Origin of the sequence: Kribbella sp. NBC_00359 (assembly GCF_036097425.1) — a bacterium.
Taxonomy (GTDB): Bacteria; Actinomycetota; Actinomycetes; order Propionibacteriales; family Kribbellaceae; genus Kribbella.
Genome location: NZ_CP107975.1, coordinates 3,648,658 through 3,663,157 on the forward strand (window position 1 = coordinate 3,648,658; position 14,500 = coordinate 3,663,157).

Consider the following 14,500-nt stretch of genomic DNA (forward strand, 5'->3'; position numbering starts at 1 on the left):
GGTGGACTGTGGATCGGGTTCAGGGGACCGGCGTCCTGTGGGGTCGTCAATTGGTTCGGGTGTGGAGGCTTCGCGTCAGGGTGGGGATCATCACCGTTGCAGCGACGAGGTGTAGGCCGATTAGGGCGGTGGTGGTGGCGGTGTTTGCCCCGGAGAGGAGGGGCGGGACGAACGAGATCGCGGCAAGCGACAGTGTCGTCCACACGAATCGCTTGGCGGGGCGAGCGCTCCAACGAAGAAGTGCGACGGCGATGACGGTGCCGACGACCGAGAAGAAGCCGGTCACTACGGCGATCCCGGACAACGGGATCGTCTCGCCGCCATCGGGGACCTCGAAGTCGACGCCGGCGGCTTGGGCAAGCGCAGCGGCGAGGGTGGTGGCCGCCATCGCTGCGAGCGTGGCAATCAAGCCGATGCCGGCGAGCCCGCGGAGTCGGTGGGTCCGGCCCGATTGCGGGCCGGCGACGACCCCGCTGTCATTCCTGCTGTTCATGTCGTTCCTCCAAGGTTCAGTGACTGGGGTGACGATGCGCACTCTCGCTGTCGCGCAGCTCCAGCTGCACGCGTGCTGTTCATTCCGCTGCTGACGGCACTGCTGCTGATCGGCTTCGGTGCGATCGCCGAGGCCGCCGCCCGCGGGTGACGGCGCCGAACGCGTCGCACCACTCCGCGACGACCGCGACACGCGCGCCACCACGCAGCGCGAGCGTCCGCACCGGGACTACGGCGCGAGCGTCGGCACCGGGACTACGGCGCGAGCGTCGGCACCGGGACTACGGCGCGAGCGTCGGCACCGGGACTACAGCGGGAGCGTCCGCGCCGGGACTACTCCGTGCTGTCCGCCGGTAGGCGGTCCGGCAGTCCGAGTTGCGGGAACTGGTTGGCGTGGAACGTGATGATCTCGGTGATCGCCCCGTCGGTGATGCGCAGGACGTCGATCGTCAGCGGCAGGTACGCGCCCTCCCGCTCCCGCCAGTGGTAGAAGGCGACGGCGGGCTGCCGGTTCACGGCCGTGAGGACGGCGCGCAGGTTCGTCATGCCCTCGAAGCCGCTCTCGACCCAGTCGTTCACGACCGCGTCGCGGCCGACGTACAGGCCAGGCGTGGGCGGCATCGAGCAGCGGACGTCGTCCCGCAGCAGTACGGCGATCCTGCCGATGTCCGTGGCCACGCTGGCGTCGGTAAAGCGGCGTACCAGCTCGCGCGTCCCGGCGTCCTCCTCGCCGCCGGTCCAGTCCTGCCGCTCGGCGGGCAGGTGCTCCCGCAGGCCGGCGCGGGCCCGCTGCAGCGCGCTGTTCACGGAGTTGACGGAGTCCCCGAGGAGCTCCGCGACGTCCTTCGCCGGCCAGCCGAGCACGTCCCGCAGGATCAGCACGGCCCGCGGGCGCGGCGCAAGGTGCTGGACTGCGACCAGGTAGGCCAGCTCGATCGTCTCCCGCGCGACGGCGACGGTCTCCGGCTCGTCCGCGTCGCCCGCGGGCAGCTCGTCGAGCAGCCGGTCCGGGTAGGGCTGCAGCCACAGCACCTCGCCGCCGGTGGCAGGCTCCGGGCGGCACTTGGCAAGCAGGTCCAGGCAGGCGTTGGTGGCGATCCGGTACAGCCAGGCCCGGAACGTCGACCGCCCCTGGAAGGTCTCCCGCCGCCGCCAGGCACGGAGGAACGTCTCCTGCACGGTGTCCTCGGCATCCTCGAACGACCCGAGCATCCGGTAGCAGTGCACGTGCAGCTCCCGCCGGTGCCGCTCCACCAGCCCCGAGAACGCCGGCTCGTCGACCTCGCCCAGTCCACTCCCGCCCAGACCACTGCCGCCCAGACCACTCCCGCCCAGACCACTCCCGCCCAGACCACTGCCGCCCAGCCCGCTCACGCCCAGCTCCTCCAGCCATGTGTCCGCACTCATCAAGTCATCCTTCCGCCTCGTCGTGTCCCGTCGTAGGTATGACGGGTGCGAGCGCGACAACTCATCACTGGGGTCGGTCGGCACAGACCTGAACGGTCAGGTCGGAGATGGCTCGATGTGCAGTGCGGTGAATCGCTTGGCGAGGTCGTCGACCCAGGCTGGCGGCGTTCGGTGATCCGGTAGCGGAACGCCTGCTTCGCTGCGCCACAGTGCGTCGCCGAGGGCCGTGCGTACATGCCAGGCCATGACCCGCTCAGCTGCCAGTTCACGGCCTGTGATCTGCCGGTAGTGGCGCATTGTGGCAGTCAGCAACTCAACGCCCGGACCCGTTCCGGGGAAAGCACGCAGGTCGTACTCGGCCTCGGCGAGGCCGGCGGTCTCGAAATCGACGACCACGCGGAGGTGCTCGCCGTCCCAGACCTGATTGCCGCCATGCAGATCGCCATGCACCAGGACACTCGGGCGCGGCGTCGCCAGTACTTCGTCCGCCCAGTCGCACCACCGCAGGACAGCGGGACGCTGATCCGGACGAGCCCATTTCACGAACCGATCGCGCAAGGTGTCGGTCGTGGCCGGTTGCAGCGCCGCAGGGGGAAGTTCACCGACGGCGGCTTCGGCGCGTACCAGGGTCGCCGAACGGTTCAGCTCACCCAGAAAGTGGGCGAGCTGGCGACCCAGGTGGTCCCGATCGAGCGAGTCCACGACATCGAACAGCGCCTCACCCGGCACGAGCCTGGTCACCAGCAGCAGTGGATCGGTGCTGCTCGCAACCACCTCCGGCAGGAACGGAACCGCCGGCTCGCGCGCCAATGCGTCCAGAACCGCGATCTCGTGCGCCAGCCGGAGCGCGGCGGGACGTGACCACGCGAACTTCGCAACGAACCGCTCGCCGACGACCGCGGTCGCCGACCACCACAAGGGGTCATCCTCGCCCGCCGATCCGCGCACCGCGATCGGGTAATCGCCCAGCGCGGGCGCGACCTGCTTCAGCGCCTCGGCGATCGCCCCTGGCGAGCCGTCCTCCAACCACCTCACGGCCGCCGAGGCTACCGCTTTCTCGAATCATGAGGCTGGGAGCGGCGTTATCGGTGTGGTGCACTGGTCCACGCCGGTGAGATGGCTCGCGCGGCCGACCGATCCCCTGACGGTGCGGAGGAAGAGATGAGTGCGGACGCCAAGCTGGTTAGGGATCGGATTCCCGAGATCATTCGTGCGACCGGTGGGGAGCCGATCACCTATCGGGCCGAGCCGGACGAGTATCGCCTGCGGCTGCGAGAGAAGTTGGCCGAGGAGGTCGGCGAGTTTCTCGCTGCCGACGATGAGAATGCCATCGAGGAGCTTGCGGACGTTTTGGAGGTCGTGTACGCGCTCGCCGCCGAGCTGGGGACCGACCAGACGCAGCTGGAGCGCGTGCGCGCGGACAAGGCCAGCCAGCGGGGCGGATTCGTCGAGCGGATCGTGTGGACGGGGCTCCGCTGACGGTTGACCACTGGCTGGCCGCGTCGGTATCTGCCATCTCAGTTCTTTGTGGAGAGGCGTAGTAGGAGGGGCGAGGCGACGAGGACGCCGGCGGCTACGACGATGGCGAAGGTTAGGAGGATGACCTTGAAGGTCACGTATTGCAGCGCGATTCCGGCGCCGACGACGGGGACCGAGAGGCCGACGTAGCCCACGACGAAGAACAGGGCCAGGGCGGCGGCGCGTTCGTTGGCCGGTGCGGTCGAGATGACGACCGACAGAGTGCTCCGGAAGATGCTGCCGCTCCCGACGCCCACCAGGGCCGCGCCGGTCAGGAAGAAGGCCAGGCTCGGTGGGTGCACCCACGCCGCGGTCACGATCACGGCCAGCCCGATGATCAGCACGGGAATGCCGAGCCCGAGCAGCCGGCGCAAGGGCCAGGTCGCGGTCGTGACCTGAGTGAGCGCGCCGACGCCGAAGGCGATGAAGACGGTCAGTCCGGCCAGTGCGGGCGACGAGCGATGCAGCGGCCCGGACAGGAACGCGGACGCCAGCCCCGCGAACACGCCGTACACGGTGAACACCAGGAAGTCGCCGGTGAGCGCCGCACTGAACTGGGCCCGGGCAGTTCCAGGAATGGCCAGCCGTTGCGGGCGGTAGCGGGGCCGGGGCGAAGGCAGCGACCTGACCTCAGGAGACACCCAGGTGGCGGCCAGTGCGAGCACCAACAGCGCCGCGAAGATGAAGTAGATCAGCCGCGGGAGCCCGGGTACGTACGTCGCGAGCAACCCGGCCGCCAAGGGCCCGACCGCCAGGCCGCCGACGTTCGCGACCGTGGACACGATCTGCGATCGCCGCGTCGGGACACCGTTCGGCCCCGAGTCCAGGTCGGTGAGGTAGGCGCCGGCGGTGGCGGTGGCGGCCCCCAGGGCCAGACCTGTGAGCACTCGCCCCACGAACAGGGCAGGAAGCGAGGTGGACGTGGCGAAGATCAGCGCAGCCACCAGGCCCGTCAGCTGAGCGGGGAGGAGCACGGTCCGTCGTCCGTACCAGTCCGAGACATGGCCGACGAGGAGCAGGCTTGTCACGACCCCGGCGGCGAAGACGGCGTACACGACGGTGATGGTGATCGACGACAGGTGGTCCTGTCGTCTGTAGAGCCCGTACAGCGGGCTTGGTGCGGTGGAGAAGGCGGTCAGGATCGTCATGCTCGCGGCGATCGCCCAGAAGCCGGCGGACCGGCTCAGTCGTCCGCGCCTCGTCCCCCCGGTCGCGGGCGCGTGTTCGATGTGGACAGTTGAAGTGGTCATGGCACCGATGGTCTGCGCCGACGACCTCGGTCGCGCCAGTACAGCCCACGTGCAGGACCACGGGTCCCACGGCCGGTGCCGCCGGCCCACGGCCGGCGCTGAAACTAGTGTGTTCGCGGGTGTCGATCTGGAATGGCGGCGTTCGTGTAGGTGGTGACAGCACGCACCAGGAGGTTGGGATGAATCAGTACCTGCTCAGCATTTACCAGCCGGATGGGCCGCCGCCTGGGCCGGAGGTGCTGGGGCCGATCCTGCGGGAGCTGCAGGCTCTGAACGAGGAGATGCAGGCGGCGGGGGTCTGGGTGTTCGCGGCCGGGTTGCATCCGCCGGAGACGGCGACGGTGTTGAAGGCGTCGCAGGGGGAGGTGCTGGTGACCGATGGGCCGTTCACCGAGGGAAAGGAACACCTCGGCGGGTTCACGGTCATCAAGGTCGAGGACCTCGATGCGGCGCTGGGCTGGGCTCGGCGGCTGGCCAAGGTGCTCAGTCCGCTGTCGGTCGAGGTGAGACCGTTTCAGTCGTGACTCCTGACATCGCCGGGGTGTTTCGGGCTGAGCACGGGCGGGCGGTTGCTGTGCTTGCCCGGGTGTTCGGGGACCTCGAGATCGCCGAGGACGCGGTGCAGGACGCGTTCGCGGCGGCGGTGGAGAAGTGGCCGGAGAGCGGCGTACCGCCGAGCCCGGCGGGGTGGATCATCACGACCGCGCGGAACCGGGGGATCGACCGGCTGCGGCGGGAGTCGGCGCGCGCGGACAAGCAGGCCGAGGCGGCGCTGTTGCATGCCCAGGACGAACCAGTGGAGGAGGGCGCCGTGCACGACGACCGCCTCCGGCTGATCTTCACGTGCTGCCACCCGGCGCTGGCGCTGAACGTCCGCGTCGCGCTCACCCTGCGGATGCTCGGTGGGCTGACGACCGCCGAGATCGCCCACGCGTTCCTGGTCCCGGAGCCGACCATGGCGCAGCGCCTGGTCCGCGCCAAGGCGAAGATCCGCGCGGCCGGCATCCCGTACCGCGTCCCGTACGAAGCCGATCTGCCCGAGCGCGTCCGCGGCGTACTCGCCGTCGTCTACCTGATCTTCAACGAGGGGTACGCCGCTTCGTCCGGCGACAGCCTCGTCCGCGACGAACTGAGCACCGAGGCGCTGCGTCTCGGTCGCCTCCTGGTCGAGCTGATGCCCGACGAGCCCGAGGCCGTCGGTCTGCTCGCCCTCATGCTCCTGCAGCAGTCCCGCCGCCCGGCCCGGGTCGACCCCGACGGCTCGCTGATCCGCCTCTCCGACCAGGACCGCGACTTCTGGGACCGAGCGCTGATCGACGAAGGTCAAGACCTGGTACGCCGTTGCCTCCGCCGCAACCAGCCTGGTCCGTATCAACTCCAGGCCGCCATCAACGCCGTCCACTCCGACGCCGCCACGGCCGAAGACACGGACTGGCGCCAGATCCTCCAGCTCTACGACCACCTGCTCACCCTCGAGCCCACCCCGGTCGTAGCCCTCAACCGAGCCGTCGCGGTAGCCGAGGTTCACGGCCCGGCCGCGGCCCTCAGCGCGATCGACGACCTGGACCTGGGCTCCTACTACCTCTTCCACGCCATCCGCGCGGACCTGCTCACTCAACTGAACCGGCCGGCCGACGCCCGCACCTCCTATGCCGCCGCCCTGGAGCTCACCACCAACCAGGCCGAGCAGAACTTCCTCCAGTCCCGCCTCGACACCCTCTAGACGGTCCCACCTGGTCTAGCGGTACTTGCGCTTCTCGCGGCGGTCGCGGTCGCGGCGGGTGGTGTACGGCGAGCGCCTCGCCGGGGGCCGGGTCACGCGGAGCAACAACCCACCGACGGCGCCGGCGGCGGCGCCGAAGAGGGCTGCGAAGGGGGCCAGGGCGATGGCGGAGTGGCTCCAGTCCTGGTGGTCGGGGCCGCTGGTGAACCAGGCGAAGGCGATGCTGACGACAACCATCGCGAACGCGCCGAACACCGCGCCCGACACCGCTTCACGGCTGCCCATGTCACCAAGGTAAGGGCGCCGCCGCGATGTGGAATCCCGACTGGGCGCGCCGCCGGATTCAGTAGGGTCTCGGGTGTGCCGGGATTCGAGCTGGTGTGTGAGGTGGAGCCGCCGACGCGGCCGGATCTGAAGAAGGTGCGGCACCAGATCGGGGTGATGAGCCCGATCGCGGACGCCTTCCTGATCCCGGACAACCACATCGGCCGGGCGACCGTGTCGAGTGTCGCGGTGGCGAACGAGGTCCAGGCGATGGGGTCGCGCGGGATCGCCTGCCTGAACTCGCGGGATCGCAACCTCCTCGGCTTCCGGCGAGATCTCCTGACGGCGGCGGCGTATGGCGTGGAGCAGTTCCTGTTCGTGCACGGCGACGACCCGGCCGAGGGCGCGCGGACCAGCCAGCTGACGGTCCGGACGATGATCGAGCAGGCGCGTGCGACGTCGTACCGCGGATGCAGTCCGTTCCAGGTCGGCGCGGCGACGCGGCTGCGGCCGGTGCCGGGGTGGAAGGCGGAGGCGGACTTCCTGTACGTGCAGGTCAGCTACGACCTGGACGAGCTGCTGCGCTGGCGGGACAGCGTCGTACTCGACATCCCCGTGTACGCCGGGGTGATGGTGCTCGCCAGCGCGAAGATGGCCCACAACCTGGCGGCCCTGCCCCAGCTCTCGATCCCGGAGACGCTGATCGACGCCGTCGAGCGGGATCGCGATGCCGGTGTCGACCACGCCTGCGAGCAGATTCTGAAGATCCGTGACTCCGGGGCCTTCGACGGCGTTCATCTGATACCGGTCAGCCGCTACCGCCAGGTTGCTGCCAGGCTCGAGCGGGAACTCTGAGGTGGGTGGCACCGGAACGGGCCGGAAACGACTAGTGTCCTGCTAGCAGCGGGTTACCGACGGGAGGTGGAAGGTGGGTGTCCCTGGCAAGGGGTTGATCGAGGGGCTGAAGGTCACCGCGAAGACGCTGGCTCGCCGGTCCGTCACCGAGCAGTACCCCGACGTCCAACCGGAGCTGCCGCCGCGCAGCCGGGGCGTGATCGCGCTGCTCGAGGAGAACTGCACGTCCTGCATGCTGTGCGCCCGGGAGTGCCCGAGCTGGTGCATCTACATCGACTCACACACCGAGACCGCGCCGTCGGTCGGTGAGCAGGCCCGCGAGCGCAGCCGGAACGTGCTGGACCGGTTCGCCATCGACTTCAGCCTGTGCATGTACTGCGGGATCTGCATCGAGGCCTGCCCGTTCGACGCGCTGTTCTGGTCGCCGGAGTTCGAGTACGCCGAGACCGACATCCGCAACCTCACGCACGAGAAGGACCGCCTCCGCGACTGGATGTGGACCGTCCCCGCACCGCAGCCGATCGACCCAGGCCCCACCGTCACCCCGGCGCCGGAGGACGACGCGTGACGACTGCCCTCTTCAGCGTCGCCGGAGCAGTCGCACTCATCGCTTCCGTCTTCGTCGTCACCTCGCGCCGGATCGTGCACGCCGCGCTCTGGCTGGTCGTTGCCCTCGGCGCCGTCGCCGGCTGCTTCGGCGCGTTGCACGCCGAGTTCGTCGCGCTGGTGCAGATCCTCGTGTACGTCGGCGCGATCGTCGTACTCGTGCTCTTCGCGCTGATGCTGACCAAGGCGCCGACGAACCCGCTGCCGGGTCTGACCAGCGGCCGCAGCCCGTTCGCGGCCGTGGTCGCGGGGGTGCTGGCGATCCTGGTGGGCACCGGCGTTGTGCTTGCCTTCGGCAACGAGAAGGTCAGGGCCGTACCGGACGGATCGCCGGACGCCATCGGGACGTCGATCTTCAAGACCTGGGTTCTGCCGTTCGAGGTGCTCTCGGTGCTCCTGCTGGCTGCTCTGATCGGTGCGATCGCCCTGTCCCAGCGGAAGAGGGAGGACTGACGTGCCGTTGATCCTCCCGCTGCTGCTGGCGGTCGCGTTGTTCTGCATCGGGGTGTACGGCGTTCTCGCCCGGCGCAATGCGATCACAATGCTGATCTCGTTCGAGCTGATGCTCAACGCTGTCAACCTCAACCTGGTCGCGTTCGACGCCTGGCGGCTCGACGGCCTGGCCACCGGTCAGACGCTGGCGATCTTCGTGATCACGCTGGCCGCGGCCGAGATCGGGCTAGGGCTGGCGATCGTGCTGCTGCTGTTCCGCGGTCACGGCAGCGTCGACGCCGACGCGGCGCGTGACCTGGCCGAACAGGACCCCTCGGTCGAGCTGGATGCCGCGGTCGAGCAGGAGAAGACCTCGTGATCGCGACCGTCTGGCGGGTCGTCGGGGTCGGCTTCTCGCTGCTCGTCATCCTGGCCGCCGTCCTGCTGTCCGGCGCCAGTCCGGATCAGGCCGCGTTCCTCAACTCGTCCGTCGGCGACCTCACCATCGGCTTCGCGGTCCGCACCGACGACCTGACGGTCGTGATGCTCGCGGTCGTCGGCGTGATCGCGACCTGCGTCCAGGTCTACTCGCTCGGCTACCTGCACCAGCGCCCGGCGTCGTACCACGCGCTCGTCACGCTGTTCACCGCCGCGATGGTGACCGTGGTGATCTCGGACAGCCTGTTCTTCCTGCTGATCGGCTGGGAGGTGATGGGCGCCTGCTCGTACCTGCTGATCGGTCACTACTGGGAGCGTCGCGACGCCCGGTCCGGTGCGGTCAAGGCGTTCCTGATGACCCGGCTCGGCGATGTCGGGTTCCTGTTCGGCATCTTCGTGATCGGCGTCGGCGCGGGGACGTTCCGGATCTCCGAGCTCGACCCGGCCGAGATCTCGCCCGGCGTCCTCACCACCGGGACCTTGCTGCTCCTGGTCGGCGTGGTCGGCAAGTCGGCCCAGGTGCCCTTGCAGACCTGGCTCCCGGACGCGATGCCCGGCCCGAGCCCGGTCAGCGCGCTGATCCACGCGGCGACGATGGTTGCCGCCGGCGTCTTCCTGATCGCCCGGCTCTACAACCTCTTCTCCGCCTCCGACACCACATTGACCGTGCTGGCCGTGGTCGCCTGCGTGACCATGCTGTTCGCCGCCCTGTGTGCGATGGCCGCGGTCGAGGTGAAGCGCGTACTCGCGTGGTCCACGGTGAGCCAGTTGGCGATCATGTTCTCCGCGCTCTCCCTGGGTACGGCGGCCGGCCGGCACGCAGCCATCTTCCACCTCGTCACGCATGCGGCCTTCAAGGGATTGCTGTTCCTCTGCGCCGGTGTGCTGCTGCATCAGGTCGGCAGCGCGGCGTTCGTCGTACTGCGCCGCTACACCCGCCGCGGGCGGTTGCGGAAGGCACTGCGGGTCACGTTCGTGACGATGACGATCGGGCTCGCCTCGCTGGCCGGCGTACCGGGGTTCGCTGGGTTCTTCTCCAAGGACGCGATCATCGACGCGGCCTGGGAGCACGCGCGGGACGGTTCGGTCGTCGGATGGATCGTGCTCGTGTCGGTGTGCCTGACTGTGGCGCTCACCGCGTTCTACTGCATGCGGTTGTGGTTGTGGGTGTTCTTCCGGACGCCCGCGCTCGCCGGTGCGCGCGGCGCCTTCGAGGACGACGATGCGACGGCCGACCTCGACGAGCCCGACACCTCCAAGCTGGGCGACGCGCCGTGGGTGATGCTCGCGCCGATGGTTCTGCTGGCGATCGCCTCGATCGTCCTCGGGTACGTCGACGGCCTGCAGCTGAATTGGGGGGTCGGGTTGGTGTCGACGGCACTCGTGGTGCTCGGCGCGATCCCGGCGTACTCGTTGTGGTCGCGGGGCGCGGATCCGCGGCCGGTGGTGCTGGAACGTGAGTTCGGCGTGGACACGGCGTACCACGGTCTGTTCGTCGTCCCCGTGCAGTGGTTGGCGAAGCTGACGGTGGCGGGAGATCGGGACGTGATCGGCGGGTATGTGCGGGCGACCGGGCGGACCGGGACGCTGTTGTCGCAGGGGCTCCGGCGGTTGCAGACCGGGAACGTGCAGAACTATCTGACCGCGGCCGTGGTCGGCGTCGTCGCGCTCGCGGTGCTCGCTGGGGTGATCGGCTCGTGAAGGCGATTCTGCTGGCGATTCTGCTCCTGCCCATCCTGGCCGCGGTCGCGTTGTGGGCGATCCCGGCCGGCATCGGTGATCGGCTTGCAGCGGCGTACGGGTCGGTGATCTCGGGGCTGGTGCTGGTCGGGTCGGTGGTGCTCTGGCCGCAGACCGGGGGATGGTTCGCCTACACCCCGCTGCAGAACGAGGACATCCGGCCGCTCAGCGCCGTGACCGACGTTCCGTGGATTCCCGCGCTGGGCGTGCGGTTCCACGTCGGGGTGGACTCGATCTCGATGCCGCTGATCGTGCTGACCGCGCTGCTGACCTTTCTCTGCTGCCTGTACTCGCTGAAGATCACGCCGCGGATCGGCCGGACCCGGTCGCTGATCGCGTTGCTGCTGGTGATCGAGGCCGGCGTGATCGGAACGTTCTCCGCGATGGACCTGATCCTGTTCTTCGTCTGCTTCGAGATCGTGCTGATCCCGATGTGGCTGGTGATCGACATCTGGGGTGACGACCACGATCCGGTCGGCCGGAGGCGGGCGGCCTTGACGTTCGTGCTGATGACCGTGCTCGGGTCGGCGCTGATGCTGCTCGGATTCCTGCTGGTCTTCCGGCGGGCCGGGACGTTCGACATCGTCCAGTTGAGCAACCAGCCGGTGCTCGGCGGTCACGGCGTACCCCTGGCCGCGGCGCTGCTGATCGCGGTCGGCCTGGCGGTGAAGGTGCCGCTGTGGCCGTTGCACATCTGGCTCCCGGACGCGCACGCGAAGGCGCCGACTGTGGGGTCGGTCATTCTTGCGGGCGTGCTGCTGAAGCTGGGGACGTACGGCCTGATCCGGATCCTGGTCCCGGTGCTGCCGGATGCCACCGTGACGATCGCGCCGTACCTGGCCGGCTTCGCCGTCGTGGCGATCATCGCCGGGTCGCTGGCGTGCCTGGCGCAGACCGACGTGAAGCGGCTGATCGCGTACTCGAGCGTCGGGCACATGGGGTTCATCGTGCTGGGGATCGCGACGCTGTCGCCGGCCGGGCTGCGCGGCGCGCTGTTCGCGAACATCGCGCACGGCATCATCACCGGTCTGCTGTTCTTCCTGGCGGGTGCGATCAAGGACCGGCACGACACCAGCGATCTGCGGGCGATCGGCCGGGCGCTGTACGCGCGGCTCCCGCGGATCGGCGCGCTGCTCACGTTCGCCTGTCTGGCGTCGCTCGGGCTGCCGGGGCTGGCCGGGTTCTGGGGCGAGATGCTGGTCCTGCTCGGTGCCTACAACCCGGCCGCGGTGTTGCCTCGGACAACTTATTTGGTGTTCATGGTGATCGCGGGACTCGGCACCGTCCTGACCGCGGCGTACTTCCTCCGGCTGATCCGCAACCTCTGCCAGGGTGACCCGGCCGAGAACCCGCCGGCCGCATTCGCCGTCGATCTCAGTCGCATCGAGCTGATCACCTGGGCCCCGCTGATCACACTGACCGTCCTCCTCGGCGTGTGGCCAGGACTACTTCTGCATCAGTGGGTGACGTTGTGACCCTGACTTGGATCGATTGGCAGGCGATCGCCGTACCGCTGGTGCTGGCGATCGGGGCGGTCGCCGTTCTGCTGGTCGACAGCTTCTGGCACAGCGCCCCGCAGCAGCTTCGGCACACGGTGGTCACGTTGCTCACGGCAGCGGTGATTCTCTTCGGGGTGGTGTTCGCCTGGGCACAGCGGGACGACTTCAAGCCGGCGTTCTGCCATCCGGCGGTCGAGGGGCCGGCCGAGTGCAGCTTCGTGTTCGAGCCGTTGACCGCGGGGCTATGGGCGGTGTTGCTGGTCGGCGGACTCGGAGTCGTCGGGTTGTCGGCGTACCGGCTGCTGGCTTCGGACATCCCGATCGGGGAGTACCACTTCCTGCTGCTGAGCGTGCTGGTCGGTGCGACCGTGCTGGCCGGGGCGCGCGATCTCGCCACGATGGTGATCGCGCTGGAGGTCGTGTCGCTGCCGAGCTTCGCGATGGTCGCGCTGCGTCGGGATCGCCGCGGATCCGAGGGTGCGCTGAAGGCGTTCCTGGTGTCGGTGCTGTCGACCGCGGTGATGCTGTTCGGGGTCTCCTATCTGTACGGCGTGACCGGCTCGCTGTACCTGACCACGATCGCGAACCGGTTGAGCGGGCTCGATCCGGACTTGAGTCGGGTCGCCTTCGCGGCCGGGCTGTTCGTGATCGTCGGGTTCGCGTTCAAGATCGCGGCGGTGCCGTTCCACGCCTGGCTGCCGGACACGTACGTCGGTGCGCCGGTCGAGGTCACGGCGTTCCTCGCGGTGGTGTCGAAGTCGGCCGGCGTCGGTGGTCTGCTGGTCCTCGTGACGGCCGGGATCGCGCCGGACGGGTCGAACCTGCGGACCGTGATCGCCATCCTGGCCGCGGTGACGATGACGGTCGGGAACCTGGCTGCTCTGCGTCAGGTCGAGGCGGTGCGGCTGCTCGCGTGGTCGTCGATCGGCCAGGTCGGGTTCCTGCTGGCGCCGCTCGCGGTCGGCGATGCCCAGGCGGTGGTCGGGTATCTGGCGGCGTACGTCGTCGTCACGCTCGGCGCGTTTGGATCGGTCGCGGTGGTTCAGCGGCATCGGCCGGGTGGCTTGCTGACGGACTACCGCGGGATGGTGCGCTCCGAGCCGGGACTGGCCGCTGCGTTGATCTTCTTCCTCGTCGTCCTCGCCGGGCTGCCGCCGGGTCTGGCCGGACTGTTCACGAAGTTCGCCGCCTTCCAGGCCGTCATCGACGCCCACCTCGGCTGGCTCGCGATCGTGATGGCCGTCAACGTGATGATCGGCCTGGCCGTCTACCTCCGCTGGGTCGCCGAACTCTTCCGCCTCCCCGCCGACGACCCCTTCTCCGTCGACATCGAGACGCCCGCCGTCACCATGATCTCCATCTGCGCCGCCATCGCCGCCGTCCTCTCCATCCTCCCCAGCACCCTCTTCGCCCTGGCCACCTAACTGGTCTGCTTGGCGAGGAAGTCCTCGTACTGGGACCACACTCGGCGCCAGAGCTCGTTGCGTTGAGCGGTGTCCAGGTGGGGGAGTGGGAGGTGGAAGACGTCGGCGAGTACCGCGAAGTAGTCGGTCGGGTTTTCGATGAGGGAGGTGTCGATGCGGTCGGCGTACAGCTCGGTGAGGCCGACGGAGCGTAGGACGACCACCGACGTTGGCTTGCGGCGGAAGGCGGAGGCCAGGCGGCGGAAGGCGGAGTCCGGGTTGGCCGAGAGGTTCGCGTGCTGGGCGGCGAAGGCGTCGAGGCCCGCTGCGGCGGACTCGAAGTCCATGCCGACCAGGTTGGCTCGCGGGTCGTGGTCCAGTCGCCAGCCGTCGGTCTTCTCGGATGGACGCAAGCGGAGGTTGAACGGCTCCTGATAGGCGGTGCCCGGCTCCAGCGGCAGTGGCTCGCGCAGTGCCTCGCCGAGGCCGGCGTCGACCAGCCAGACGCGGTCCGGATCCTCGACCAATCCGCTCACGGTGAGCACCAGGTGGCTGGCGTCGACATCGCCGGCGCGGGTCGGGGTCTCCGCCCCGCCGCGGTGCATCTTCACCCGGTAGCCGAGCTCGGTCAGCAGCAGGGCGAACGTTCCGTTCAGCTGGAAGCAGTACCCGCCGGTCTCCCACGCGATGATCCGCTTCGCCGCTTCCTCCGGGTCAAGCGGTCCGCCTGGCGCCAGCTGGAACTGCACCGATTCGTACGGCACCTGATCCACGAAAGCCGCGTGCAGCTGGGACAAACCGTCCAGCCGCGGCGGACCGTCGTACCCGCTCACTCCGATGCGTTTCAGGAATGCCTCGGTGTCCATTCGGCCT

The 14,500-nt window shown here is 69.1% G+C and carries 15 protein-coding genes and 1 pseudogene; 10 read left to right on the forward strand and 6 right to left on the reverse strand.

Annotated features, from left to right (window positions below):
* Positions 1 to 46 precede the first annotated feature (46 nt).
* The 3 genes from OG876_RS17820 to OG876_RS17830 all read right to left on the reverse strand — a co-directional run bounded on the left by OG876_RS17820 (position 47) and on the right by OG876_RS17830 (position 2,925).
* Entirely contained in the window at positions 47 to 697 is a 651-nt protein-coding gene (locus tag OG876_RS17820; RefSeq protein WP_328525999.1) for a DUF6069 family protein, read from the reverse strand.
* Positions 698 to 825: 128 nt separating this feature from the next.
* The gene (locus OG876_RS17825) at positions 826 to 1,899 is read right to left on the reverse strand and encodes an RNA polymerase subunit sigma-70 (protein WP_328526000.1); all 1,074 of its coding nucleotides are present in this window, start codon (positions 1,897 to 1,899) and stop codon (positions 826 to 828) included.
* 96 nt (positions 1,900 to 1,995) lie between these two features.
* Positions 1,996 to 2,925 carry a phosphotransferase family protein gene (locus tag OG876_RS17830; RefSeq protein ID WP_328526001.1) on the reverse strand — a complete coding sequence of 310 codons (930 nt, stop codon included), beginning with the start codon at positions 2,923 to 2,925 and terminating at the stop codon, positions 1,996 to 1,998.
* A gap of 135 nt (positions 2,926 to 3,060) precedes the next feature.
* Between OG876_RS17830 and OG876_RS17835 the strand changes: the two genes are divergently transcribed.
* Positions 3,061 to 3,378 (forward strand): nucleoside triphosphate pyrophosphohydrolase, encoded by a 318-nt coding sequence (locus tag OG876_RS17835; RefSeq protein WP_328526002.1) that lies wholly within the window; start codon positions 3,061 to 3,063, stop codon positions 3,376 to 3,378.
* A 38-nt stretch (positions 3,379 to 3,416) separates the two neighbouring features.
* Here OG876_RS17835 and OG876_RS17840 read toward each other — a convergent pair whose 3' ends face one another.
* The gene (locus OG876_RS17840) at positions 3,417 to 4,667 is read right to left on the reverse strand and encodes an MFS transporter (RefSeq protein WP_328526003.1); all 1,251 of its coding nucleotides are present in this window, start codon (positions 4,665 to 4,667) and stop codon (positions 3,417 to 3,419) included.
* 179 nt (positions 4,668 to 4,846) lie between these two features.
* Here OG876_RS17840 and OG876_RS17845 point away from each other — a divergent pair, with 179 nt between their 5' ends.
* Entirely contained in the window at positions 4,847 to 5,191 is a 345-nt protein-coding gene (locus tag OG876_RS17845; RefSeq protein ID WP_328526004.1) for a YciI family protein, read from the forward strand.
* Complete coding sequence (locus OG876_RS17850; RefSeq protein ID WP_328526005.1) at positions 5,188 to 6,390, forward strand: RNA polymerase sigma factor; 1,203 nt, start codon at positions 5,188 to 5,190, stop codon at positions 6,388 to 6,390. Before OG876_RS17845 ends, OG876_RS17850 begins: the two co-directional genes overlap by 4 nt.
* A gap of 15 nt (positions 6,391 to 6,405) precedes the next feature.
* Here OG876_RS17850 and OG876_RS17855 read toward each other — a convergent pair whose 3' ends face one another.
* The gene (locus tag OG876_RS17855; RefSeq protein WP_328526006.1) at positions 6,406 to 6,675 is read right to left on the reverse strand and encodes a hypothetical protein; all 270 of its coding nucleotides are present in this window, start codon (positions 6,673 to 6,675) and stop codon (positions 6,406 to 6,408) included.
* Between the two features lie 75 nt (positions 6,676 to 6,750).
* On the opposite strand from OG876_RS17855, the gene OG876_RS17860 reads away from it, so the two are divergent.
* From OG876_RS17860 to OG876_RS17890, 7 genes and pseudogenes are all read left to right on the forward strand, one after another.
* Positions 6,751 to 7,509, forward strand: a complete 759-nt coding sequence (locus tag OG876_RS17860) for a methylenetetrahydrofolate reductase (RefSeq protein WP_328526007.1) — start codon at positions 6,751 to 6,753, stop codon at positions 7,507 to 7,509.
* Between the two features lie 232 nt (positions 7,510 to 7,741).
* Positions 7,742 to 7,933, forward strand: a pseudogene (locus OG876_RS17865) (4Fe-4S binding protein); the annotation flags it as partial.
* A gap of 140 nt (positions 7,934 to 8,073) precedes the next feature.
* Entirely contained in the window at positions 8,074 to 8,568 is a 495-nt protein-coding gene (locus OG876_RS17870; RefSeq protein WP_328526008.1) for an NADH-quinone oxidoreductase subunit J family protein, read from the forward strand.
* Between the two features lies 1 nt (position 8,569).
* Positions 8,570 to 8,926, forward strand: coding sequence for an NADH-quinone oxidoreductase subunit NuoK (nuoK, locus tag OG876_RS17875; protein ID WP_328526009.1), 357 nt, complete (start codon positions 8,570 to 8,572; stop codon positions 8,924 to 8,926).
* A complete protein-coding gene (locus OG876_RS17880; protein ID WP_328526010.1) occupies positions 8,923 to 10,686 on the forward strand; it encodes an NADH-quinone oxidoreductase subunit 5 family protein in 1,764 nt (587 codons plus the stop codon). Before nuoK ends, OG876_RS17880 begins: the two co-directional genes overlap by 4 nt.
* The gene (locus OG876_RS17885) at positions 10,683 to 12,200 is read left to right on the forward strand and encodes a complex I subunit 4 family protein (protein ID WP_328526011.1); all 1,518 of its coding nucleotides are present in this window, start codon (positions 10,683 to 10,685) and stop codon (positions 12,198 to 12,200) included. The genes OG876_RS17880 and OG876_RS17885 overlap by 4 nt, the downstream gene beginning before the upstream one ends.
* On the forward strand, positions 12,197 to 13,648 hold the full coding sequence (locus OG876_RS17890) for an NADH-quinone oxidoreductase subunit N (RefSeq protein WP_328526012.1): 1,452 nt from the start codon (positions 12,197 to 12,199) through the stop codon (positions 13,646 to 13,648). The genes OG876_RS17885 and OG876_RS17890 overlap by 4 nt, the downstream gene beginning before the upstream one ends.
* On the opposite strand, the gene OG876_RS17895 is transcribed toward OG876_RS17890, so the two are convergent.
* Complete coding sequence (locus OG876_RS17895; protein WP_328526013.1) at positions 13,645 to 14,493, reverse strand: arylamine N-acetyltransferase family protein; 849 nt, start codon at positions 14,491 to 14,493, stop codon at positions 13,645 to 13,647. The genes OG876_RS17890 and OG876_RS17895 overlap by 4 nt on opposite strands.
* Between the last annotated feature and the right edge of the window lie 7 nt (positions 14,494 to 14,500).